This is a genomic window from Flexithrix dorotheae DSM 6795 (assembly GCF_000379765.1).
Taxonomy (GTDB): domain Bacteria; phylum Bacteroidota; class Bacteroidia; order Cytophagales; family Flammeovirgaceae; genus Flexithrix; species Flexithrix dorotheae.
The window spans coordinates 19458-45967 of sequence record NZ_KB903461.1; the positions used below are offsets into that span (position 1 = coordinate 19458).

Annotated in this window: 19 protein-coding genes; 16 read left to right on the top strand and 3 right to left on the bottom strand. The window is 38.0% G+C overall.

The window, feature by feature from the left end:
• Window positions 1-345: 345 nt before the first annotated feature.
• From A3EM_RS0126100 to A3EM_RS0126120, 5 genes are all read left to right on the top strand, one after another.
• Complete coding sequence (locus A3EM_RS0126100) at window positions 346-2895, top strand: glycoside hydrolase family 9 protein (RefSeq protein WP_020531199.1); 2550 nt, start codon at window positions 346-348, stop codon at window positions 2893-2895.
• A gap of 76 nt (window positions 2896-2971) precedes the next feature.
• Window positions 2972-3928 (top strand): alpha/beta hydrolase fold domain-containing protein, encoded by a 957-nt coding sequence (locus A3EM_RS0126105; protein ID WP_020531200.1) that lies wholly within the window; start codon window positions 2972-2974, stop codon window positions 3926-3928.
• 107 nt (window positions 3929-4035) lie between these two features.
• Window positions 4036-5214, top strand: coding sequence for an alpha/beta hydrolase (locus tag A3EM_RS0126110; protein ID WP_020531201.1), 1179 nt, complete (start codon window positions 4036-4038; stop codon window positions 5212-5214).
• A gap of 11 nt (window positions 5215-5225) precedes the next feature.
• Window positions 5226-6371, top strand: a complete 1146-nt coding sequence (locus A3EM_RS0126115; protein WP_020531202.1) for an alpha/beta hydrolase-fold protein — start codon at window positions 5226-5228, stop codon at window positions 6369-6371.
• Window positions 6372-6428: 57 nt separating this feature from the next.
• Window positions 6429-7604 (top strand): alpha/beta hydrolase-fold protein, encoded by a 1176-nt coding sequence (locus A3EM_RS0126120; protein ID WP_157638091.1) that lies wholly within the window; start codon window positions 6429-6431, stop codon window positions 7602-7604.
• A 241-nt stretch (window positions 7605-7845) separates the two neighbouring features.
• Here A3EM_RS0126120 and A3EM_RS0126125 read toward each other — a convergent pair whose 3' ends face one another.
• Window positions 7846-8085: an alpha/beta hydrolase gene (locus A3EM_RS0126125; protein WP_020531204.1), complete on the bottom strand. Its 240-nt coding sequence runs from the start codon at window positions 8083-8085 to the stop codon at window positions 7846-7848.
• A gap of 93 nt (window positions 8086-8178) precedes the next feature.
• On the bottom strand, window positions 8179-8919 hold the full coding sequence (locus A3EM_RS0126130; RefSeq protein WP_020531205.1) for a DeoR/GlpR family DNA-binding transcription regulator: 741 nt from the start codon (window positions 8917-8919) through the stop codon (window positions 8179-8181).
• Window positions 8920-9128: 209 nt separating this feature from the next.
• Here A3EM_RS0126130 and A3EM_RS0126135 point away from each other — a divergent pair, with 209 nt between their 5' ends.
• The 11 genes from A3EM_RS0126135 to A3EM_RS0126185 all read left to right on the top strand — a co-directional run bounded on the left by A3EM_RS0126135 (window position 9129) and on the right by A3EM_RS0126185 (window position 24498).
• Complete coding sequence (locus tag A3EM_RS0126135; RefSeq protein ID WP_020531206.1) at window positions 9129-9524, top strand: hypothetical protein; 396 nt, start codon at window positions 9129-9131, stop codon at window positions 9522-9524.
• 198 nt (window positions 9525-9722) lie between these two features.
• Window positions 9723-11507, top strand: a complete 1785-nt coding sequence (locus A3EM_RS0126140) for a glycoside hydrolase family 9 protein (RefSeq protein ID WP_245576553.1) — start codon at window positions 9723-9725, stop codon at window positions 11505-11507.
• A gap of 34 nt (window positions 11508-11541) precedes the next feature.
• Complete coding sequence (locus A3EM_RS0126145) at window positions 11542-12480, top strand: ROK family protein (protein ID WP_020531208.1); 939 nt, start codon at window positions 11542-11544, stop codon at window positions 12478-12480.
• Window positions 12477-13640: an MFS transporter gene (locus A3EM_RS0126150; RefSeq protein WP_026210604.1), complete on the top strand. Its 1164-nt coding sequence runs from the start codon at window positions 12477-12479 to the stop codon at window positions 13638-13640. Before A3EM_RS0126145 ends, A3EM_RS0126150 begins: the two co-directional genes overlap by 4 nt.
• Window positions 13641-13644: 4 nt before the next feature.
• Window positions 13645-14406 carry a sugar isomerase domain-containing protein gene (locus A3EM_RS0126155; protein ID WP_020531210.1) on the top strand — a complete coding sequence of 254 codons (762 nt, stop codon included), beginning with the start codon at window positions 13645-13647 and terminating at the stop codon, window positions 14404-14406.
• A 90-nt stretch (window positions 14407-14496) separates the two neighbouring features.
• Complete coding sequence (locus A3EM_RS0126160) at window positions 14497-15381, top strand: polysaccharide deacetylase family protein (protein ID WP_020531211.1); 885 nt, start codon at window positions 14497-14499, stop codon at window positions 15379-15381.
• Window positions 15382-15400: 19 nt separating this feature from the next.
• Window positions 15401-16033, top strand: a complete 633-nt coding sequence (locus A3EM_RS0126165; RefSeq protein ID WP_020531212.1) for a response regulator — start codon at window positions 15401-15403, stop codon at window positions 16031-16033.
• A 315-nt stretch (window positions 16034-16348) separates the two neighbouring features.
• Window positions 16349-17434 (top strand): hypothetical protein, encoded by a 1086-nt coding sequence (locus A3EM_RS0126170; RefSeq protein ID WP_157638092.1) that lies wholly within the window; start codon window positions 16349-16351, stop codon window positions 17432-17434.
• Window positions 17435-17767: 333 nt separating this feature from the next.
• On the top strand, window positions 17768-21151 hold the full coding sequence (locus A3EM_RS0126175) for a SusC/RagA family TonB-linked outer membrane protein (protein WP_020531214.1): 3384 nt from the start codon (window positions 17768-17770) through the stop codon (window positions 21149-21151).
• Between the two features lie 87 nt (window positions 21152-21238).
• Entirely contained in the window at window positions 21239-22987 is a 1749-nt protein-coding gene (locus tag A3EM_RS0126180) for a RagB/SusD family nutrient uptake outer membrane protein (protein WP_245576555.1), read from the top strand.
• Window positions 22988-23256: 269 nt separating this feature from the next.
• Window positions 23257-24498 carry an exo-beta-N-acetylmuramidase NamZ family protein gene (locus tag A3EM_RS0126185; RefSeq protein ID WP_020531216.1) on the top strand — a complete coding sequence of 414 codons (1242 nt, stop codon included), beginning with the start codon at window positions 23257-23259 and terminating at the stop codon, window positions 24496-24498.
• Between the two features lie 950 nt (window positions 24499-25448).
• On the opposite strand, the gene A3EM_RS0126195 is transcribed toward A3EM_RS0126185, so the two are convergent.
• Window positions 25449-26120: a response regulator transcription factor gene (locus tag A3EM_RS0126195; RefSeq protein WP_020531217.1), complete on the bottom strand. Its 672-nt coding sequence runs from the start codon at window positions 26118-26120 to the stop codon at window positions 25449-25451.
• Between the last annotated feature and the right edge of the window lie 390 nt (window positions 26121-26510).

Here is a 26510-nt window from a genome sequence, read left to right on the forward strand (position 1 = left end):
TGAGGTTTTTAATTAAAGAGTATTGTTTTTTTATAATCATTCTTAAAAGTTCAAAAAATAGGTGGATTATACTGTTTGTAGCATTTTAATTATCAAAATGCAAACTACCTGAATAGCATCAATTAATATAAAAAAAAATGAATACTAAGACCAAATGAGCAGATACAAATCACTTTCATTTAGAGTAGTTATGGCCTTTTTGTCTGGCTTTATTCATGATGTCAACCAGATCATTTAATGAGAATAAGGATAGGAAAGTGCGATAATGATGAAATGAAATTGGACATGATTTTTAAGATAGAATAATGCATAATCATATAAATAAACTATTAAATTTTTTTGGAGATGGTAAAATCAAAAAGCAATTATAGATATCCAATTGCAACGCTCTTGATAACAGCGGTTTTATTTTTAACAGTAGATAGTTTTGGTCAAAAATTGAAGATCAATGACCAGGATTATTTTGAAACTGCTGGCGTAAACGTGCTGGTATTCAGTAGTGAATACAATGGTATGTTCTTCGATGAAAAAACTGCAGGAATTGAAATCATTCATCATGGAGTAAGGACATCAACCGGTGGGGCTGTGAGATTGCAGAACACTCCTGAGCAATGGGATTTGGTGCCCAAGATTATTGACAGAAAAGTTGATAAGGAAAATAACAGTATTGAGGTGACCCTCCGTTATGAGGAGTTTGATTTTGATTCAAAGGTTGTTGTCAAGGCTAAGGGCAATGGAGTTGCTATCAGCGTTATTCTTGATAAAGAAGTTCCAGAAAAGCTCAAGGGGCTTGCTGGGTTTAATATGGAGTTTATCCCTTCAGCCTACTTTGAAAAGAATTACCTGATTGATGGCAAGCCGGGGACTTTTCCACTTTATCCCGCAGGAAATACCAATATGGAGCCCATCAGTAAAAAAATCCATCAGTATGAAGGGCATTCAACTTTTGATGACAGAGGCAGGGGTGAATGGATAAGTCCTCATCCTTTGGAAACGGGCAAAACAATTGTTCTGGCTCCTGAGGATCCAGAAAACTATATAAAAATAGAATCTGAAACAGAGGATTTAATGCTTTTTGATGGTCGAAATCTGGCCCAAAACGGATGGTTTATTGTGAGGAGTATTTTACCAACGAATAAAACCGGTAACGTGCTCAATTGGTATGTAGAGCCCAACTCTGTAGATAACTGGTTTCGTGAACCTGTCATTGGATTTTCGCAGGTAGGATATCATCCTGAGCGGCAGAAGGTTGCAGTAATTGAGCTTGACAAAAATGCTCAGCCGCTACAAAGTGCTTCCTTATTCATGGTGGATGAATCGGGTGCCGTAAAAGAGGTTTTGAAAAACAAGGTGATAGAATGGGGCAAATTCTACAGATACAACTATGTGAAATTTGATTTCTCTTCGGTTAAAGATGAAGGAGTTTACTTTATTAAGTATGGTAATCATAAAACCAACTCATTTCCAATTGGAGCCAATGTGTATGAGAATATAGGAAATCCAACCCTTGATGTATTCTTCCCTGTGCAGATGGACCACATGAAAGTGAATGAAGGATATCGAACCTGGCATGGAGAACCATTTATGGATGATGCTCTTCAGGCGCCTCTCAACCTCAATTTTTTTGATGGGTACCGAATGAGTGATACCACCGATACAAAGTATAAACCACTGGAGCATATTCCTGGTTTAGCTGTGGGAGGATGGTTTGATGCAGGTGACTTCGATATTCAGACCGGAACACACAATCGTGTTGTGACTACCCTGACGGATATTTGGGAGCATTTTAATCATGACAGAGACCAGACCTACATCGATCAGGAAACCAGGTATGTTGATATCCATCGACCTGATGGAAAACCGGATGTATTGCAGCAATTAGAACATGGAACGCTCAATCTTGTGGCCCAGATCAAAAATATTGGTCACCCTGTGCGAGGTATTATTGTACCAAATCTTCACCAGTATCATCACCTTGGCGATGCTTCCACCGAAACAGATAATTTGCGTTACAACTCTAATCTAAATCCCTATGAATCTGATGGTTTGACGAGTGGAACAATGGACGACCGTTGGGCTTTCACCAATAGAAGTCCTATGCTAGACTTCTCAACCGCTGGCGCTTTGGCTGCAGCTTATCGGAGTTTGAAAAATTATAACAAACCATTAGCAGATGAAAGCTTGATGTATGCCAAGACACTATATAAGGAAGCTACAGAAATGCAAAATGAAATGAACGACAACCGTATGCGTAGGTGGGCTGAGATGTCACGTATTTCAGCAGCATTGCAGCTTTTCATCACAACCCAAGAAGATAAATATAAAGAACGCTTTGCGGAGGACATCTGGCCTGCTCTAGAATCGATGCCAGCATGGACACTTTCCATGGCTATTCAGGCTTATCCTCATATGGATACGGGCTATCAGGCTAAACTCAAGGACTTCATAGTGGCCTACAAGGAATCCATTGAAAAGCTGAAGGAGGAGAACCCGTACGGAGTGCCGATAACTACCAGGGGATGGGCTGGAAATAATTCGGTCATAAGCTGGGCGACCACAAATTATTATGCATACAAGGCATTCCCGGACATTATAGAACCTGAGGATGTTTACAGAGGCCTTGATTACATTCTTGGCTGTCATCCATATCACAATCTGTCTTTCGTGTCTGCTGTTGGAGTCAAATCCAAGAAAGTAGCATATGGAAGCAATCGTGCTGATTTCGCATACATTGCAGGCGGTATTGTGCCAGGTATTTTGGTTTTAAAACCGGATTTCCCTGAAAACAAGGAAGACTGGCCATTCTTCTGGGGTGAAAACGAATACATCGTAGATATTGGTGCAGATTTTATTTTGCTCTCACTGGCGATCAATGAACTTATCAGCAAAGAATAGTCTATATCGAGTCAAATTTGTAAACGTTTTTACACCAAGCTGATTGAGCATGTTTTTTTGATTGGCAACATGGATTATGAAGGCGGCAAAAGAAAGAATATCCGGAATTATTAAGGAAATGATAATGAAGTCATCGATAATAGTATTTTACCTAACTCTTCTTCTTACATATTCAGTTAGAGGACAACAGATTATTGATTTGTACGGTGGCAATATACCCAATGCAAAAGAGGTAGTTGCAGAAGAGTCGGAGCCTTCAGAAAATCGGGGTTTAATCCGAAAGGTGATAACCCCAACCCTGGAAGTTTATCAGGCTGATGAAGAAACAAATACTGGGGTAGCAGTGATTATCTGTCCCGGAGGGGGCTATGGTGTTCTGGTGTATAATGGTGAAGGCGTAAGCACAGCCAAAGAATTCGCAAAATTGGGAGTTACTGCCTTTGTTTTAAAATACAGACTTCCAAGTGAAGAACTTCTTGTAGATAAGAAAATTGGCCCTTTGCAGGATGCGCTGCAGGCCATCAAACATGTCCGTGAAAATGCTACTAACTGGGGAGTCGATCCTACCAAAGTAGGTATCATGGGATTTTCTGCAGGAGGCCATCTCGCTTCAACGGCAGCTACGCATTTTGAGATGGATATCATTGAGAACAAGGAAGGAACCAGTCTTCGACCTGATTTCACTATACTGGTATATCCCGTAGTAAGTATGCAGGATAGCCTTACACACATTGATTCTAGAAAGAATTTGATCGGGCCGGATTCAGCGAAAGAGTTGATTGACAAATTCTCAAATGAATTGCAGGTTGATGAAAATACACCACCAACTTACCTCATACATGCCGCGGATGATAAACTCGTGGATGTTGATAACAGCATTACTTTTTTTGAGGCACTGAGACACAACAATGTCCCGGTTGAAATGCACATTTTCCCCAAAGGCGATCATGGATTTGTATTGTTTCAACCAAAGGATCAGTGGATTCCACCCATGATAAAGTGGCTCAAGACGATCAATATTATGTCTAATTGAGTTATAGGTTTCCTCCAATGAAAATGAAAGAAGATAGTTTCGATAAAGAAACCAAATCGATCTGTTTTCAAATGGTACCACTTTGAATTTAACATAAATAAAAAATGATGAAAAAATACATTGCAATTATGATGATATTGCTGACCAAAATTGGTACTTTGAGCATAGCACAAATATACCAATCAGCGGTTGTTGAGGATTTTAAGCCATCCTCGGTCAACCAATCTGGCAAAGAATATCCTCAGGTAAATTCAGAAGGGAGGGTGCGGGTACGTATCGAGGCACCTGAAGCCAACCGAGTTCAGCTGGATATTGGGGCTGTTAAGTATGATTTGAAAAAGGATGAAGATGGTGTCTGGATCGGTGAATCCGCACCGCAGGATGAAGGATTTCATTACTTCCTATTGAATATTGATGGGGCCTCTGTGCCTGATCCGGGAAGTCTTTTCTTTTATGGAGCTAGCCGTTGGGGCAGTGGTATCGAGATTCCTGCCAAAGACGAGGAGTTTTATGCTATGAAAAACGTGCCTCATGGCCAGGTGCGGGAACATATCTATTACTCTGAAATCAATGAAAGTACAGGGAGATGTTTTGTTTATACACCACCCGAATATGATAAAAATCCAAAGGTTAGATTTCCTGTTCTTTACTTACAGCACGGAGGAGGAGAAGATGAAACTGGTTGGTCAAACCAGGGTCATGCCAACCTGATTATGGACAACCTGATTGCTGCAGGTAAAGCCAAGCCTTTTATCATTGTGATGGACTATGGTACATGGAGAAGGCCAGAAGGAGCACACAAAGCGCCCAGAGATACGACTCAACGCAGGGTTTGGCCGCCACAAGGCTGGGCCGATGGCTTCAAGAACACCCTGATCAAAGAAATCATACCTATGATTGATGAGAATTACCGCTCTCTGGCTGAGCCTGAGCACCGTGCAATGGCAGGGCTTTCGATGGGAGGTATGCAAACACGCATTATCACACTAGCTCATCCTGAATTGTTCTCTTATGTCGGAATGTTCAGTGAGGGAAGCATAAGTCCTGATGATGTTGAAGGATCACCGGAATTCAAGGGAAAAATTAAACTAGTGTTCATTAGCTACGGAGGCAGGGAGCTGGAAAATCCAAGAAGAGGGCCTTGGGGAGATCCAAAGGAAAATACCGAAGCGCTAAAATCAGCAGGAATGAAAACCCACTTTTATGTTTCACCCAAAACTGCCCATGAGTGGCAAAGCTGGCGACGGGGCCTTTATGAGTTCACACCATTATTATTCAATGATTAAATGCTAACATGATGAAAAAATATTCAGTAATCTTATCGCTACTATTTGTAACTTTTGTTTCCCTTTGTTTTGCTCAGGAAACTGAGGTAAAAGAAGATTTTAAACCTTCAACCCTGAATCAGCCTGGGCAGGAATATCCTCAGGTGAACTCTCAGGGTTATGCACGATTTAAGATCAATGCACCTGAAGCACAAAATGTACATGTTAGTTTAGGACTTGGAGGCAGAGGAGGAACAAAGCTTACCAAAGGTGAAGATGGTTTCTGGACAGGAACCACTGAAGGACCGATGGATGAGGGTTTCCACTATTATCACCTCACGATCGATGGTGGTACATTTAATGATCCGGGCGCTTTGAATTTCTACGGTTCTGTGCGATGGGAAAGTGGCATTGAAATTCCTGCCCACGACCAAGACTTTTATGCACTGAAAAATGTGCCTCATGGTAAAGTTGAGCAAATTTTGTTTCCTTCTCCTAGCACCAACACCTCACGAAGGGCATTCGTTTATACGCCTCCGGGATATAATAAGGACCAATCAAAAAGATATCCTGTTTTATATCTGCAGCATGGCTGGGGTGAAGATGAAACAGCATGGAGCAACCAGGGATGTGCCAACCTGATCATGGACAATTTGATAGCAGAGGGTAAAACCAAACCTTTCCTGATTGTGATGACATATGGGATGACCAATGAAATTAAATTCGGAGGTCTCAAGGACTTTGATATTAAGCCTTTTCAAACTGTTCTGGTTGATGAGTTGATTCCTTATGTGGATGCAAATTTCCGTACATTATCTGACCAGCCAAATCGCGCCATGGCCGGACTTTCAATGGGAGGCATGGAAACACGCACAATCACTTTGGCCAATCCAGATGTATTTTCACATGTTGCCCTGCTAAGTGGTGGCAGCATCAGCATGGATGACCTTGAGAAAAACCCGGATTTTAAGGAGAAAGTGAAGCTTGTATTTGTTAGCTATGGAAGCCGCGAGCTTGAAAATCCAAGAAGAGGACCATGGGGTGATCCTAAGGAAAACACCAAGGCGATCAAAGAGGCTGGGATAAATACGCATTTTTACATTTCGCCAAACACTGCACATGAATTCCAGTCATGGCGACGAAGCTTAAATCAACTGGCGCCATTGCTTTTCAATTAAAACAATTTTATAAACAGATTACATTTTGTTTTTATGGATTTCTTAAAGAATTTAAATATGACATCAAAGATCAATCACAGATATATTTTATTTTTAATAGGATTTATGCTGACTGGTGTAATCTGTTTTGCTCAATCTGAAGTTGTTGAGGATTTTAAGCCTTCCTCCGTCAACCAACCTGGTAAGCAATTTCCACAGGTGAATTCAGAGCGTAGAGTCCGGGTTAGTATTGCTGCGCCTGAAGCAAACCTGGTTCAATTGGATATTGGAGGAGTGAAATACGACCTCACAAAAGATAACAATGGAGTTTGGACAGGAGAATCTGCACCTCAAGATGAAGGCTTTCACTATTACCAGCTAAACATTGACGGAGCGTCCGTGCCTGACCCAGGCTCGAAATATTTTTATGGTGCAGGCCGATGGGGTAGTGGTATTGAAATTCCCGCTCATGACAGGGAGTTTTATGCCTTAAAAGATGTGCCGCATGGTTTGGTGAGTGAGAGAGTTTATTTTTCGAAAATTACCCAGGTCTGGCGTCAGTGCTTAGTTTATACACCTCCTTGTTATGAAAATGACAATGCAAAGCGCTATCCTGTCTTGTATCTGCAGCATGGAAGCTTTGAAGATGAAACAGGATGGTCGGCTCAGGGGCATGCCAGCCTTATTTTGGATAATTTAATAGCTGAGAAAAAGGCAGTACCTATGATTATCGTGATGGACAATGGATATGCCTATAAACCCCAGAATCTGGAGAATGCAGATAGAAGAGGACGCCCTGCATCTGCTTTCGAAGAAGTGATGATCACGGAGATTATTCCGATGATTGATACTGAATTTCGCACTTTGAAAGACCGTGAACACAGAGCCATTGCCGGTCTTTCTATGGGTGCTAACCAAACCATGCGTATTATCATGAACAATCTGGATGTCTTTGCCTCGTACGGGGGATTCAGTGGTACATCCAATTATCCAAGCGCAGACGATATCGATGTGAATACGTTTTTGGGAGGCAAATTCAAAGATGGTGAAGCGCTCAGCAAGCAGATCAAGGTTTTCTGGCTCGGACTGGGAACAAAAGAACCAGATCCCTTTCCTGGGTCGGTAGGTGCTTTTCGCAATATGCTCGATAATATAGGATTGGATCATGTCTACTATGAATCTCCCGGTACTGCCCATGAATGGCTGACCTGGAGAAGATCGCTGAAAGAATATGCAGCCTTACTTTTCAAATAATTGTATTCCTCACAGCGATGATTCCTACATCTGTGGATATAACATATTAAATTGAACACGATGAAAAACAATAGATCAATAAACCCAAAAGCCATTGGTTTGGCCATGCTTATATTAGGAAGTGTATAACTAATTCTGTCTTATGAAAAATCTCGAATCCTGACGTGGTGAACTATACAGGTCTTTTCTATTTTTTCTCAATTCCAATTAATGAAATCAAACCATCAGAAAGAGTTCCACGTCAATTCACATAATTGTGTCCTCCTTTAAATTCTTGATACTCCACATCATATCCCTTTAACTTAAGAATATCACGAAACTGTCTATTCATCCCAAGCATATAAAATTCTATCGGGAGTCGCTCACTAATCATATATGCATTAATCAGTTTGCCATCATCTTCGGGATATATCCAATGATTTTCATCTTTTATCCCTTTAATCCAATATGAGCCAGATTGTGAAAGAACATTTCCTATCACATCCGAATGATTTAATGCAATGAAACTAGCAACAAAACCACCTCTACTTGAGCTGGCTAAAATAATGAATAATTATTTTTTGTCAAAACTTTATCATAGAACTGATTTAATGATATTTGCGTATTTCTGCAGGGTTTTGGGCTCCTTTTCTGTTATTAAATAGTCAATTTCTTCCAAACGGCAAACTTTCATTTTCTGGGTAGATTCTAATTTTTCGGTGATACAAAGAACAGCAGTCTTTTCAGCAGATTTAACCATTGCTTTTTTTACTTGTGTAATTTCCCAATCACTATCAGTCACACCGCCATTTATTGAAATCCCAGATGTCCCGAGCATGCACAAATCAACACTTATTTCCGACAGTTGCGAAATAACAGTTGAACCTGTACAGGTATAGCGGTCTCGGGATACTACTCCTGACAATAGGATAACCTCAACGCTTGAACGTTGGGCAATTTCTAAAGCTACCAGAGGGCTAACCGTGAATATAATCCCTTTTAAATTTTCAGGTACTAACCTTGCAAATTCCAGCATAACAGTTCCTCCACCAAGCAGTGTGATCATCCCATCTTTAAATAAGGATAATGCTTTTCTTGCAATTTCAATTTTTTCGCTTTGAGCATAAACATCTTGTTGTTGATAGGGGTAATGAAAGTTAGGTGACACTGCTCCACCATGTACTTTTACAACTTTACCTTTCTTTTCAAGATATTTAAGATCCCTTCGGATAGTATCTATGGAAACGTCCAATTGTTTACTTAAATCACTAACTATTACCTTGTTATTAGCACTGATTTGTTCTAATATGAAGTAGTGTCTTTCCTCTGAAATCATAAAGCTTAGATTCTGAAATTATTGAGTTTGTTTAGATCAAATGCAATTTGCAACTTTATTTTGAAAAAACCACAATCTGAAATATGCTGTTTTTTGCTGTTTATATGATATTTTCAACATTCTCATAAAATATTTCCCATATTATTTGCTTTTTTATGCTTTTATTTTAGATATTTGAAAACAAAACAGTATAAAACAGCAAAAGCATAATGAAAATCCCGAGTAATTTTAGAGATGGGGTAAAAATGATTCACAAGGTGATTTTTGTTGTGATAAATTTTTTGTTGATAAGTCTGGCAGTAATAGCCTGTAGATTTGATGAAGAAGGAATAGGTCAGTGCCAAAAATTTGAATGGATTCATGAGGCATTCATTCCAGGAGATAAAACCCCAAAGCAAATAGCACATTTTGGAATCAGTAGGGAAAATGCCTCATTTTTCTTACTGCCTTACGAGCGGTATAACTATACCATTAGAACCAGGGCATGGAAACTTGACAGACAGTTGATTAATCTCAATCTCATACCTGGAAGATTATGCCAGGTAGACTACATCATACTTTCAATGGCTATATACCTTAGTAGTGAGAAATTCACGCCAGTATAATGAAGTGTACCCGACTGGAGATTTCGGCTTAAATGGATATCTTGCTTAGTCACCTTGATTCTACACCAGAACAAAACGACAAGTATTATTCCTAATTGGACAGACTGTAAAATGATCTGCTCAGGGAGGGATATAAATTTTCAAGAATTGATGAATTATTTAAATGAAAAAAAATCAAGTATGAAGAATTTAATCGTAATGATGCTAACCGCTTTAAGCCCTTTGTTAGTGCTTGCACAGCCTTCAGATTTTTATATTCGGGTTAACCAGGTGGGCTATCTTCCCGGAGAAACAAAGGTAGCGGTACTCTTTTCAAAAAAACCAATCAAAGAGAAGATTGAAATTGTCAGACTGGATGATGGTTCAAGAATCTCTTCATTTAATATTATTAAATCAAATGCGAAAGGGTGGGGGACTTTTGACTACTACTATCAATTGGATTTCACGTCTGTTCAAGAAGAAGGAAAATACTTTCTTAGAGGTCAAAAATCGGGAATTAGGTCCCAATCATTTCCTATTTCGAAATCAGCCTATTCATTTCAACCCGAGTACCTCCTTGAATTCATGAGGCAACAAAGGTGTGGTTATAATCCATTTTTTGATATGGTTTGCCATCAACGTGATGGGCGTGCTTTCTATGGTAAAATGCCTGATTCTACATTTGTGGATGCAACAGGAGGATGGCATGATGCTGGTGATCAATTAAAATATCTTATCACAGGCAGTTATGCAACTGGCCATATGTTAATGGCCTATGAGATATACCCTGATAGGTTTGAAGATTTAACTAATGCGCTGGGTCAGCCAATTCCTAATGGTATCCCAGATGTACTTGATGAAGCTAAATGGGGGCTTAACTGGATATTAAAACTCCATGTATCCCCAGATCAACTAATCCATCAAGTGGCGGACGACCGTGATCATTATGGATGGAAGATGCCTGACCAGGATAATTCAGACTATGGATGGGGTGAAAATAGCTACCGAGTAGCTTATTTTGCAACTGGTTCACCACAAGGGTTGCGTCAGTACAAAAGTATCGCAACTGGATTGGCTAACCTGGCAGGTAGATCTGCCGCTGCGCTGGCGCAAGGGTCAAGAATTTGGGAATCGCTTGGTGATACTGTTTTTGCTAAACAATGTGCAACTGCTGCAAAAACCCTGTATCAACTCGGGCGGGAAAAAGAAGGATTCCAACAAGGCAATTCATATAGAGCACCATATCGTTATACGGAAGAAACCTGGGCTGACGATATGGAGTATGGAGCTGCCGAATTATACAAGTTAACCCGCGATAAAAGATATTTAAATGAAGCTAAGCAGTATGCAATCCAGGCCAATACTATATCTTGGATGAACCTGGACTCTGCGGCTCATTATCAATATTATCCATTTATCAATTTGGGACATTTTGCTTTATTTGATCTTGTAGATAAACCATTTCAGGATACTCTTGCCGGTTATTATAAGAATGGTATAGAATATACCTTTAAGAAAAGCCAAAAAAATCCCTATGGAGTGGGTGTTCCATTTATCTGGTGTTCCAACAACCTGATGACCAGTTTAAATACACAAATAATACTATACGAAAAGATGACAGGAGATAAATCCTACCATGACTTCCTTATTGATCAACGTGATTGGCTTTTGGGACGTAATCCATGGGGTACATCTATGTTTACTGGTATTCCTGAAACCGGAGAATATCCGGAAGATGTACATACTGGTACATGGGCGTTGACAAAAAAAATGGTTCCGGGAGGACTTGTTGATGGTCCTATATTCTCTTCAATTTACAATTCTCTCAAAGGTATAACATTATATACTCCTGATGAATTTGAGCATTTGCAAAATGATTATGTTGTGTATCATGATGATATTGGGGATTACTCTACTAATGAACCTACTATGGATGGAACTGCAGGTTCTATTATCATGATGGTACATTGGACATTGGATTTAAACGTGAGTCGGAAAAAATAATGCATTTAAATTGATTTAAACTTATGGATTACACATGGCAGTACTAGCATTGGATTTAGGAGGCACAAAGATAGCTGTTGCCGTTTTTTCAACCCAAGGTGAATTAATATTCAGGGATACTGTTTTTCTTAATCATGGTGATGGCCAAACCGTTGGAAGTCTTATCACTTCACAGGTTGAAACGCAAATTGAAAAATACAACATTAATTCAATTGGAATTTCAGTACCAGGAATAAGTCGACAAACAACTGGGACCGTATATGCACCAAATATTTCAGGATGGGACGATTATCCATTGTTGAAAGAGGTCAGACAAGTTGCTGGAGACAGACATATTAGTATTGATAGTGATAGGGCGTGCAGCATTTTTGGGGAACAATGGAAGGGTAATGCCCAGAATTGTAATAATGCTATATTTATGGCGGTAGGTACAGGAATCGGAGCAGGCATTGTAGTTAATGGAAATCTTGTTCGAGGTGCTAATGATATAGCAGGGGCTATTGGTTGGATGGCACTAAATAAACCTTATGAAAATAAATATAAAGCGTGTGGTTGTTTTGAACATTATGCATCGGGAGAAGGAATTCCACGTCTTGCATTGGAAGTCCTTCAACAGTTTAGTACCCCATCATTATTAAGGGATGTGCTACCAGACCAACTTTCAGCTTATCATGTTTTTGATGCTTACTATAAGAATGACCAATTGGCAATCAAGATTATAGATGAGTTTGTTGCATATTGGGGTATGGCCTCCGCCAACATGGTAAGCATTTTTAATCCCAGTAAAATCATCTTTGGAGGAGGGATTTTTGGACCCGCTGATCAATTTATCGAACGTATTAAACTAGAAGCTACAAGGTGGGCACAGCCTATAAGTGTGACGAAAGTAGATTTTGAGAAATCAGTTTTAGGTCCAGATGCAGCGGTTTACGGTGCCGCCTTTCTAACGTTAAAAAACACAAATAGGATATGAAAACAAGCATTCCTACAAGTATTTTCGTTTCGGCATGCCTAGGTATGTTGTTGTTTGGAATAACTATGATAACCCTGGGTGCTGTTACCCTGGATATCCAGAGTAAATTTAGCCTAGATGCCGTATCTTCGGGCACTTTATTCGCCATACTTCCTTTTGGTATTCTATCGGGATCGTTACTTTTTGGTCCGATCGCTGATCGCTTTGGATATAAGATTATTTTGGTGTTGGCATCTCTGGTAATCATTCTAGGTCTTGAGGGAATTGCTTTTACCCATTCGGTTTTGGTTTTAAAGATCAGCGTATTTCTTTTCGGACTTGGAGGTGGTGCGATTAATGGCGCTGCCAATGGAGTAGTCTCTGATATTTCCAATGATAACAGAGGTGCAAACCTAAGTGTTCTTGGTGTCTTTTTTGCAATTGGTGCTTTGGGCATGCCGTTTATCCTAGGGTTGCTTGATGACCAGACATCCTATCAAACTGTACTTTCTTTTACAGGAGCCCTGGTGTTTTTATTTACCATAATTTTTACGGTTGTTAAATTTCCAAAACCGAAATTAGTAGAGGGAATTCCTTTAAAACGAATATTTCAATTGTTTAGAGATGACCTGTTGTTGATAATTGGACTTTTCCTTTTCTGTCAAAGTGGTTTCGAAACAATTCTAAATAACTGGACTACCACATTCCTTGTCAATTCCAAAGGGATATCAAACAGCAATGCGCTGTATGCATTGACTGTTTACGTAGGAGCTATGGCAGTCATGAGGCTGGTACTTGGAAGCCTGTTAAGGAAATTTAGTACAAAAGCAATGGTGTTAATTTCTATTATCTTTTTATTAGTAGGTACATTATTGCTCTCTGTTACAACTTCGTATGGTTTTGTATTAGCTGGATTAATTTTACTGGGCATGGGTTTGGCAGCTGGTTTTCCGGTAATGCTCGGAATGGTAGGAACAAGATATTCTGATATTTCCGGTACAGCTTTTAGTATTGTGATTTCAATTGCATTGATAGGAAGTGTTCTTTTAAATTATGGGATGGGGTCGCTCGTGGAATGGTCTGGGATCAGCAATCTTACTTTGCTATCCTTTATCCTATCAATTGTAATGCTTGTACTTATACTTTTTATTTTCAATAAAATTCAAATTAAAACTAAATAAGAAAATGTTAGCAAAACAATGGCTTAACAACGCTCGAGATGTAATGAATAAAATCGAGGATACGCAACTTGATAACATCCGTAAAGCTGCGGAAATTATGGCAGATAGTATAGAATCAGGTAGATGGGTTCACACCTTTGGTTGTGGACATGCCACTATTCCCATTGAAGAAATGTATCCGCGTATCGGTGGTTTTGTTGGATTTCACCCAATCATCGAATTACCGCTTACCTTTTTCACCCGTATTACTGGCGAAATGGGAGTTCATCAATTTTTGTTCCTGGAGCGTGCAGAAGGATATGGGGTTGAAATTATGAAGGGGTACAACTTTGATTCACGAGATACCATGTGGATATTTTCACACACCGGTATCAATAATGTGAATATAGATGTGGCGCTGGAAGCGAAAAAAAAAGGAATGAAAGTAATTGCATTTGGTTCTGTGTCCGAAGCAAAAGGAAAAAGCACCCGGCATTCTTGTGGGAAAACAATTTTTGATATTGCTGATCATGTGGTAGATTCTTGTGCCCCCCTGGCTGATGCCTCAGTGACCTTAAAAAATCATGAAGACAAAGTTGGACCTGTTTCAACCATGGCATTTATTACATGTGTCTGGATGACGGTTACCACCGTTGCTGAAATTTTGGCTGATCGTGGTTTCAAACTACATATTCACCCTTCTCACAATGCGCCAGGCAGTAATTCCCCAAAGGAAAGATTAGATGGAGCACTAGCAGAATACAAACGTAGGATTGCTGGAGTGTAATCGTGATGGCTACTGACTGGGAGGGTATAAATCATTATAAAAGTTTCCCAGTCAGTATTTTTTAGTTAATGAATTAAATTTTTGGAGAAGATGAAGCAATTAAAAGTTGGAATAGAAAACGGTACTAAATTACTAATGATTCATGCTGATGACGCAGGGTTGTCCCATTCGCATAATTTGGCCACTATTCAATTGCTGGAGAGAGGAACGATTAACTCCTATAGCATGATGGTTCCTTGTGCATGGTTTTATGAAATGGCAGAATATGCATTAGCCAATCCACAATATGACTATGGTATTCATTTAACTCTTACTTGTGAATGGAAAAACTATAAATTTAGCCCGGTACTTCCAGTTTCTGAGGTTCCAACATTGGTAGATGAAAATGGATTTTTTTTTAGAAAACGAGACCAGTTGAAGGATCGGGCCAACATCGAAGAAATCAGAGGTGAACTTGAAGCACAAATCAACCGTGCCCTCAATTTAGGTTTAAGGCCGACTCACCTTGATTCGCACATGTATAGTGTAGGTTCGGACAATCGAATCTTTCAGGTTTATAAAGCACTTGAAGAAAAGTACAGCATCCCAGTTTTAATTAACACAGAATTATTGTCAATGGTAGGTCTCGATCCTGCCATTGCTGTAAATGAGGATGACTTTACCATCGACAAAGTGCACTTTGGTGATTTTGAACAATTTAAAAATGGCCGTTTAAAAGATTACTATGATCATCTTTTAAATAACCTGGGAGAGGGAATCAACCTACTACAAATTCACCCGGCATTTGATGATTCGGAAATGCAAGGTATCACAGTTGACCATCCCAATTTCGGATCGAAATGGCGTCAAATAGATTTTGATTTTTTTCATGAATTAGAAAAAGCAACATTCGCGAAAAAAGGGATTGATTTAATTACCTGGAAGGAAATTAAAGGGTTGTCAAATAAAAAAATGGGAGGGTTGACATTGGTTTGAAAAATTAAATTTAAGGAATATGACCAATATACTTATAGCCGATGACCATCAGGTATTTATTGATGGATTAAAGGCTCTTCTGGAAAATGAAAAAGATATTTGTGTAGTTGGTGAAGCTAAGAACAGGGAAGAAGTGTTAGACTATTGCAGTTCTTTCCATGTTGATTTGGTAATAATTGACATTAATACGCCCGTGATGGGGGGGGTAAAGGTATCGAAGGAATTGTCAAAAAGATTTCCTGGTATAAAGATCCTGGGTCTTTCAATGTGTAGTGATATGGATTACATATCAGGTATTTTAAAAGCAGGTGCAGTTGGTTATATTCTGAAAAACACAGGAAAGGAAAGTTTGGCGGAAGGAATTAACACTATTCAGGCTGGTGCAAATTACCTAGGAATGGAGGTTCGTGCCACTCTTTTGAAAGAATTTACGCCCACTCCATCTCATCAATACATCGAAAAGCTATCAGGGCGGGAAATTGAAGTATTAGAAAGTATTGCCTCCGGCCTTACTACACTTGAGATCGGTGAAAAATTATTCATTAGCAAGAACACCGTTGAAACTCACCGAAAAAATCTATTGTATAAACTGATGGCCCGTAATACTGCAGAATTAATTAATAATGCCTTTAGACATCGAGTAATGCAGTGAAATTAATCGGGGTTAAAGTTTGCCTTGACAGGAAGTTAAGTCTAAAACGCTTTCTGATAACGGTTGCAAATCAAAATGGTCAGTAAATAGTAAAATATCATTTTATTTTAGTTCTCCACGTCACAAAATTTAATTGTCTATAAAAAATTAGTGTCTAAAACCACTTTCTCCTTTATGATAAACCCTTTGTGCTAAAAAAAGAAAATATCAATTAGTGATATAGTGAACAATATTTTTTTAAAAAATACCAATTGTAATATTTCAACCGGTTTCAGGCCGGTTAACAACAACACAAATCTTGTAAATCAAAAAAACATGCATTCAAGTTATTTTAAATTTAAATTATGGAGAGAAGCTGGCTTCTTTCTTTTATTAGGGTTCATTTTTGCCAGTTGCATCGAAAGTCCGGAGCCAGGAGATAAAGAATCTGATACCCCAATTGTCAGCATAGACTATTCGGGTATGACCGTTAAGGAAAAGCATGACACTAAAAAAGAATCAATGCTATTGTATGCTATCGACCCGGTAGAAGAAGAAATTATTGATCGATGTTATTCGGTATTACTTGAGGGCCAAGCGAATGGAAAATGGATGGACGTAGAATTGGAAGACCTCATGTCGCATGCTTTGCAAGAATCAAAAGGTGAATTGGTAAAGATGAATAAGAAAGGAGTTCAGGACAAGGAAATCTGGAATTTTCGTTCTCACCCATCAAACGACCTTGGTGGTTTAATATCGTGGAGTGTATTTCAGGCTGTTACGGCCAATTACCTGGACTACGGAAGGGCTTTTCATTCAGGCATTGAGACCTTATATAAGGACAATGTAACAAAATATGGTGCAACTGTTTGGAACTTCAAAACCAAAATGAAGGAAGCAGAAGGAGAAGAAGCAGCGAGTATTCAATTCTCTAATATGGTTGATGAGTTGGAAGGTATATTATGGGAAAATCCTGATATCCATATTCAGGTGATATGTGAGCTTGTTCAGTTGCACTATAATTCTCATGGGGTTCGCTCTCCCAACGCAGTTCGCGAATACTTTTGGTTAATGATACAAAAAAATCTTAATCCCGATTACTGGTTAAGCCCGGTTAGATTTAATGATGATATTGCACCTTCTTCTCCCAACGGGTATGTTGACAACAACGCAAATAAAAGAGGCGATTATGGAAAACAAGTGGTCTTGGGAAATTCATACAATGACAGAGGAATAATATTTTGGTATGCGGCAACTCATGATACAGATCGGATTGAAAAAATGATTGAAGTGTGGAAATCAGATCCAGCCCGATTAAAAAAAGAGGACTATAAGACTCTTAAAAATAAGGGTTATCTAAAATACACAAAGGTACATTCTAAGATGTACGATACTGTTTTAGCCTACCTTCCAAACAAATAACAAACAGTAATATAAGATAGCAGTAGAGGCTAGATAAAAAAACAGGAATTCAGTGAGGTTACACATGAAAACCATTGACCTCAATATTATACTGATTGGGGTCACCATACTATCAAGTTCCGATAATTCCTTCTGTCTTTTTAACGGCTAAAATTTAGATGATAATCTAAAATATGTCATGTCAAAATCCTCCCTAAGCTTTAGAAATCACAGTTTTCAGTGATGTTTTTTTGCTGTTAAAAAGTAAAATTTGTTTATGGTCTGGTACATATAAAAATTATTTATTCATCACAGTGAGACCATTGTGAAAAGTTAAAAATTAAAATTAATAGCATGAAAAAAAAGCTACAAAATTACCTGTGGATATTAGGGTTTTTCCTTGTCCATAGTTCGCTCTTAGCGCAAAACAGTACGATATCAGGTACAGTTTTAAACGCGTCTGACAATGAGCCTCTTCCCGGAGTATCGGTGGTTATTCAAGGAAAATCTATAGGAACAGTTACGGATGTTGAAGGGAATTTTCGTCTTGAAGCAGAACCCACCGATGTGTTGCAGTTTAGTTACATTGGTATGAAAACTTATGAGCAGCAGGTGGGAAACAGGCAGTTTTTTGAAATCCAAATGATTGAGGATATCTCAAGTCTTGAAGAAATAGTGGTAGTGGGATACGGAACCCAAAATAAGACCGACCTCACTGGGGCTGTGGCTACTGTTGACACTAAGGTGCTTGAAGGAAGACCTATACCAGATGTAGGTCGAGGTCTACAAGGCACAACCCCAGGGTTGAATATTACCATCCCTAGTGGTGAAGTTGGTTCAGATCCGATTATGAAAATTAGGGGTCAGATTGCTTCTTTTGCAGGAGGGTCTGAGCCACTTATATTGTTAGATAATGTGCAAATTCCTTCTATTCAAATGGTTAATCCAGATGATATCGAATCAATCTCGGTATTAAAAGATGCAGCTTCTGCGTCCATATATGGAGCAAAAGCTGCTTTTGGGGTTATTCTGATTACCACAAAAAAAGGAGCAAAAAAGGAAAGTGTTAAGGTTTCATATTCAGGTAATCTTTCCTTCCAGAATATTTCTAAAAAAATGGAAATGGGGGAAATTGATGCCATGGAATATACGCTACATGCTTTTGAAAGGACAGGTGGCTCCGAAGCAGGTGCTTTTTGGAAAGTTACACGTGATGGATTTGAAAGAGCAAAGGAATGGCAAGAAAAATATGCTGATTTTGTTGGGCCAAATGATCCAATGTTATATGGTCGTGATTACTACAAAGATGCCAATGGAAGGAGGATTGGTTTAAGGATGTATGACCCCTATAATTATATTATCAATGAATGGGCTCCTACGCAGTTACATAACCTATCTGTGAGTGGATTGACCGGAAAGACTAATTATAATATAGGTTTTGGTATCATGGATCAGAGTGGTATGAATAAGGCAGCTAAAGAAGATAATTTTAAGCGCTATAATGGGTCATTACAGTTGGGAACTCATATAAATGATTGGCTGAAAGTTAATGCTGGAGCAATCTACTCAAAGCGAGTAAAAAGCTATCCTTATGTAACCAGCTCTACAACAGTAGATCCTTGGTTATACTTATATCGATGGGCTGCTACATACCCTCTCACGACTGAAGGTGGTGAGAAAATCAAAAGTCCAGTTACAGAATATGCTGATGCAAATACAGCAATTCAAGAGACAAATTATTCTAGCTTTAACGGTGGGTTTGTTATTAATCCTACAAAAAATTGGGAAATTAAGTTTGATTATACGCATTCTAATCAGGATTACATCAACAGGAGACCAGGTACCAGATTTTCCGCACGAGATTCCTGGTGGACTCCTGAGACAGCGGTATATGACGAAAATGGCGATCGTATATATGTAAACGATGCAGGTGAGGTAGTATCATCTACAACTCCTGGTGCCATTCCAGCATTTGAATTAACACATATAACCTATACGGCTCCAGGAGCTAACCCAGACCATATATACCGGGGAGTTCGAAATGATCAATGGAATACCATAAACATGTTCTCAACTTATGATCTATACCTCAACAATAATCAAAACCTCAGGTTCATGTTGGGAATGAATAGGGTGGGGTACAAATGGGAAGACAGTTACGCCCAAAAGACAGAGTTGTCCGACATTAATAATCCACAGTTTAATTTGGCTACGGGTACTCAAACTTCTGGTGGAAATAAATACTGGGATTCCCAATTAGGATTCTTTGGCCGTATTAATTATAATTTCCGGGAGAAATATTTGCTAGAGGCAAACCTACGCTATGATGGAAGTTCTAAATTTCCTTCTGATCTCAAATGGAGGTGGTTTCCTTCTTTTTCGGCAGGTTGGCGCATAAACAAAGAATCATTTATGGATTGGAGCGAAGATTTTCTTGATGAATTTAAAGTGAGAGCATCTTGGGGAAGTATAGGGGACCAATCTGTGGGAAATAATCTTTATGTCCCAACCATGAGTGGTTCATACAATAATTGGTTGATTAATAATCAACGACCATACCAATATGGGACACCGGCAGCCGTTTCGAACTCAATTACATGGCAAGATATAGTAACCTTAGATTTTGGTCTTGATATTCGAACATTTGGAGGTGCACTGGGACTTTCATTTGATTGGTTTCAACGAGATACAAAAAATATGATTGTACCACAGGAAGGTATACCCGTCACATTTGGTACAAGTGCCCCGCAGAGCAATTTAGGCGACCTGCGAACAAAGGGTGTAGAACTCCAGTTAGATTATAGGCATGTATTTGAAAATGGATTGGAATTGAGTTTTGTAGCGACATTTGCTGATGCTGTTACTACTATTACAAAATACGGTACCTCTGAGAGCATCTATGCAAATTATGTAGGTAAAACCTATGGAGAAATTTGGGGGTATGAAACCGATGGGCTGTATCAGGCTAATGATTTTGCCTACGATAATAATGGTGAGTTGATCACTATTGATGTTGAAGGAGTTCCTATTTACCAATTAGCGGATGAAAATGCACCGACTCAAAACAAACTGCAAAGTGGGGGTTTTATGTTCGGGCCAGGTGATGTCAAGTTTAAGGATTTGAATGGTGATGGAGTTATTGATTTTGGAACTAATACTGTTGGTAATGCTGGAGATCGCAAAGTAATCGGAAATTCGACACCTCGTTTTGAATACGGTTTTAGGATGGGGGCAGCTTATAAAGGCTTTGATTTAGGAGTGTTTCTTCAAGGTGTCGGGAAAAGGGAAATTTGGGGAAATGGATTCTTAGTTATTCCTGGTTATAACTCTGCAGATGGAGCTATGCCACAAGCAATCGCAGGTGATTTCTGGAAAGAAGATAGAACTGATGCCTTTTATCCCAGACCATGGAACCAGTGGAATAGTAATTCTACTAACAATATGCAGGTACAAAGCCGCTATTTACTGGATATGTCTTACTTAAGGATTAAGAACATTACCATTGGATATACCTTTCCTCAATCTGTAACAGAAAGAGCAAAAATAACAAAGCTTCGTATTTACGGTGCGCTTGAGAACTTCTTTACTTTCGATAATTTAAGAGGGTTGCCAATAGATCCTGAGGTTATCTCCGGTTATTCTATGTGGAATACTTCAGGGTCGTATAATTTAGGGCGTACAGGTATGGGTGTCCCAGCTTTTAAAAGCGCTGCACTTGGTATCCAATTAACCTTCTAAACTTTTAAAAAAATGAAAAAAAATATAATAATACTATTCCTTACACTTCTCTCAGTGAGTTGTGAGGATTTTCTCGAAAGACCTCCTTTGACCCAACTAAACGATGAAACTTATTGGGTATCAGAACTCAATGTGAGGTTGTTTTCTCATGGCTTTTATTCTAACTATTTTGTTGGTTATAATACCAGTTATGCGACAGACTATGCACCAATGCGTGGGTATACTTTCTCTGATGATTTGGCTACTACTGGTAAGCAAGTCAACTTTGAGAATCAACCACCTGCCTCACGTGCAACTACCAGTGAAACAGCTGCCTGGATGAGTGGATATGCTGGTCCAACTTGGAATTTTTCTTGGGTTCGCAAATCCAATTTATTCATTGATCGAATCGAAGGGATGAAGGGTTCACACTTGACGGATGAGGAATATAATCATTGGAGTGCTGTTGCTCGGTTTTTTAGAGGGTTTGAATATAGTCGATTAGTAAGTGTCTTTGGGGATGTTCCATACTATGAAAATTTGGTAGGTGACAATGAGTTGGACGAATTGTATAAAGATCGTGATGATCGAGGGGTTGTGATGGATAAGGTGTATGACGATTTTGTATACGCTATGGAAAATATGCGTGTCCTCGATGGAGGCAGTAAACAAAATCTTAATAAGTTTATAGCCGCCAGTTTTATTTCCAGGTTTATGTTGTTTGAAGGTACTTGGCAAAAATACCATGAAGCCGATAATGAAAAAGCACAAAAATACCTTCAATTAGCAGTAGAAGCAGGTGATTTGGTAATAAATTCGGGTTTATGGAGCTTCGGTAGTGATTTTCGTAGTTTATTTGGCTCACAGGATTTATCAGGTAACTCTGAGGTAATATTGTATAGGCATTATGATGCAGCACTTGTAAAACATAGTATTGCCTCCTATTCCAATGTGAATGAAGGGCAGAGTTCAGCAGCAAATTTAGATTTGGCGCGTTCTTTTATAGCAACAGATGGATTACCATATCAATTATCAACGGTTCCGGATGCAAATAAGCTTGATATTGATAATATGATCAAAACACGCGATCCACGATTCGAAGCCACCTTTTGGGATGTACCTCTGGTAAAGTCAGCTACCTTATTATATTCAGATAAATTTATAGATCGAATAGGACCTACTTATGCAGGTTCTGGATATCCGCCAATGTATGGTTCAAATACAAATACCAATGATGCTCCTGTTATGAGATTGGCTGAAGTTGCGTTAAATTGGATTGAAGCAAAAGCTGAATTAGCAACTCTTGGAGGTGTTGTGATTACCCAGGGAGATTTGGATGTTTCTATTAATGCTATCCGAGACCGACCACTTGATGCAGTTGCCATCGCTAAAGGGGTAGTAAAAACCTCACCACTAAATGTATCATCGATACCCAATGATCCTAATCGTGATCCAGATGTGCCAGAACTATTATGGGAAATAAGGAGGGAACGTAGAATGGAATTTGTGCATGAACATACCCGCTTGCTAGATATTAAAAGATGGAAAAAATTGAACAATATGGATGGTTCTGTCAACCCGGATATTTTATTAGGCCCTTGGGTAGATTTTCCAAATGAAATGCCTGAATTCCTTGTACCTGAAAAGGAAGGAATTCTTAAGATAGAAAAGGAAGATGGAACTGTAATAACCTATGATGGAGCAAACCCTACACAAATGGTTGGTTTTTATGTTCCTGAGAACATTTCTAACAGGGATCCATTCAGTGATCGGGTTTACATGGCTCCAGTTGGTGAAAATCAAATTAGTGAATATGCTGAGCGAGGTTATACGCTCTCTCAAACTACTGGCTGGTAAAAGCAATCCTTTAATTTTATGAAAATAATTGGTCGTTAAATATTTTTAGATAAACAGCCCTCCTTTCCGGAAGAATTCCGAATTGGGGGGCTTATTTTATCCAATTTTGTTTCTCTTAGGTTTTGCTTAAAATGTTGGAAATTCAAACTAGGGAAAGTTCTCAATTGTGATGGAATACCAAATTTTTAAGCTCTAACCGGAAGATTGGTTTTCGGCTACCTTTCCTGACCAGGGATTTATTACTGTTCATAAGCAAAAATTGAAAAATAATGTACAAGTTTTATAAAATAAGCAAGTCGGTTTTATATAAAATCATACCATTACTGATAATTTTACTTATTACCTCAAACACTCAAAAACCTGAAATTTCTGGAAACTCACAGCTTCCAATAATTACTGGTGCTGAAAGATTAGATAAATATCTACACCTTTTAAAAGAAAAAAGAGTGGCGATAATGGCAAATCCTACAACAGTAATTGGAGAGCGTCATTTGGTCGATAGCTTACTTGTTCTTGATATTAATATTGTGAAGGTGTTTGGCCCTGAACATGGTTTTCGCGGAAATGCCAGTGCCGGAGTGGAAGTTAATGACGAAACGGATAAGGTTACTGGTATTCCTATTATTTCATTATATGGCAAAAAGAAGAAACCAAGCAATGAGGATTTGGCAGACGTGGATATAGTAATTTATGATCTGCAAGATGTAGGATGTAGATTTTACACAAATATTAATGCCTTGGTAAAATTGATGGAGGCATGTTATGAAAATGAAAAAAAACTTATCATTTTGGACCGCCCAAATCCTAATGGATATTTGGTAGATGGTCCTGTTCTTGACCTGAAGTATAAATCAGGGATAGGAATGTTCCCCATTCCTATGTCGCATGGACTTACAGTTGGTGAGTTCGCTATGATGGCAAATGGAGAAGGATGGCTAACAAATGGTGTCCAATGCAATATCGAAGTAATACCTGTAGCCAATTACAATCATGATATGCCATACGAGTTGCCTGTCAAACCATCACCAAATCTTAGCACACAGCAATCTGTTTTATTATATCCTTCCACCTGTATGTTTGAGGGTACCTACATAAACCATGGACGGGGTACATATTCACCATTTACGATTTTGGGAAGTCCAGACCTTAAAGGTAAATACAAATTCAATTTCACCCCACACGGAATAAAGGGAATGGCAGAAAATCCGATTTTTAAGGGTGAAGTCTGTTATGGAATTGACCTTAGAAATTTTGATGTAGAAATATTAAGAAAGGAAAAAAAAATAAACTTATCTTGGATTATGGAACTTTATAAAGCCCACCCTAATAAGGAGAAATTTTTTGATTCTAGTTTAAGCAATCAGATGGGCGTGATTGAAAAACTTATCGGTTCAGGGCTTTTCAGAAAACAAATTATCAATAGAGTACCTGAAAGCGAAATCAGAAAAAGTTGGGAACCCGAACTTTCAGAGTACAAATCAATGCGATTAAATTATCTCATTTATCCTTAAAAATAGTTGGATAAACGGATTGTTATGTTAGGATTCAACTTCCGTAAAAAAAATATATTGCTAATAATAAGAGATCAAATCCATTGGGTTCCAAGGATACCAATGGATTTTTTCACCGATCTTGGACTAATCTGGTTGGGTTTGGGTCCGTAAAAACTCTGTGTAATTTCATTTTTTTCTTGTTTGTAGGATAGCTTTTTTGGTGAGGTTGATTTTACTTGGTGTACCCATTTTTTTTTCAGTGTACACTTATACAGTATCCAAAAGCCCAGTTTGGTGGGTTAGTCCTGTAAAGGGCATGGTTTCAACAGAAGTAGTTAGCTGATTGGCCATTAAAATGATTTGGTTCTTGTGTTTGCTTTTTAAGAATGTAGTTTTGTATCATTATAAAAAAATCTTCTTGATTGTAAAAAATTTGTTCTTTCTTTACTTAACAAGAAGGTTTTTTCCCTATTCATGTATAACCCCTTAAAATTCGGGTATACTCATTAGCTATTGTTATTTTTCCATTTTATGCTCCCAAAATGCACCGTTAATATCAGTAATTTTTAAAGTATAGGTTCCTTTAAACAATTTTAATAAATTGCTACTACGAGTATGTACGGGATATGCACAAAAATTGGCGTAGGGCTAATTTAGTAGTCTGATCGTGTTTCCTGTACGATTTTACCAATTACTACTCTGCTCACATTATGAGCAATTTCTTTTTTGATCTGGTTGATACTTAGGTTGGTTTTTGTACTTTTATAATAAATAAGGAATGGTGTTATTTTCAAATAAATATTATTCTACTTAACATAAATGAATTTATCATTCAATGAAAAATATTGAAATAATTATAATTTACATTATAAAAGTCATATATTTTTCTCTCTTATTCCTGGCAATTTTACATTTTTAAAATGCCGTAGTTTCTTATGTCATCTCAAGAAACTCTTTGAAAATAAAAATTATGCTACTTTAAATTCTTCAAGGAGATCATTGTTGATAGCATACTTAATTAAACCTATAATATTTTTTGACCCTGTTTTTTCCAACAGGTTTCTTTTATGGGAATCTACAGTCCTAACACTAATAAATAATCTTTCGGCAATCTCTTGATTTGAATATTCCTCAGAAATAAGTTGAATAATTTCTGTTTCTCTTTTAGAAATTTTAATTCTGTCATTAACAATAGAATTCGGGATTCTCCTCTTCCTCATCCCCTCCATTATTATTTGAGTCACCTGCTTACTAAAATAGGTCTCGCCCTTCATTATTAAATTTATAGCTTCCTTAATTTCATATTCTGTACTATCCTTTACCAAATATCCAGCTGTTCCTGCTTTTAAAACCGTTTTAATAGTTTTAGAATCAAGTAACATGGACATTATCAAAACTTTTACATGGGGAAATTTTTTTGAAATTTGTTTAGTAAATTCTATTCCATCCATTACATCCATAGAAATGTCAGAAATAACTAAATCAATTTCTTCACTTATTTGCTCTAACTTTAAAAGAGCCATTTGTCCGTTTGAGGCCTCGTCTACAATAGTGTAATTAGAATCTTCTGTAAAATATGATTTTATTCCATCTCGAATAATTTTGTGGTCATCAACAAGCAGTATTCTTATAGATTTCATTTTGATATTATATGATAATTAGTAAAGATGATTATTTTGCATTATTAACTCATTATTATGGAATTTATTGATCTATCTTAAAAAAGTAGGTAAAAAACCTATTTTCCAAAAACTGATGAAAATAGGTGAAAATGGCATTTTTTCGGCTTTTCTAAGACTTAGTTTTGCTAAACGATAACCAATCTAATACTCCATGAAAATTAAAACATTAAAGATTTGGCTCCATTTAGGGAAAANTTATCTATTAGTAATGATAGGAATTTTTTCCATTGTTGGTTCTTCTTTGGGACGGGAAATATTAGTTTCTAAAAGTGGGGTGGATAAAATAGGTAGTGCCAAGTTTGCTTCCTTAAAATTTGCGATTGCAAATGCTTCCGAAAAGGATATAAT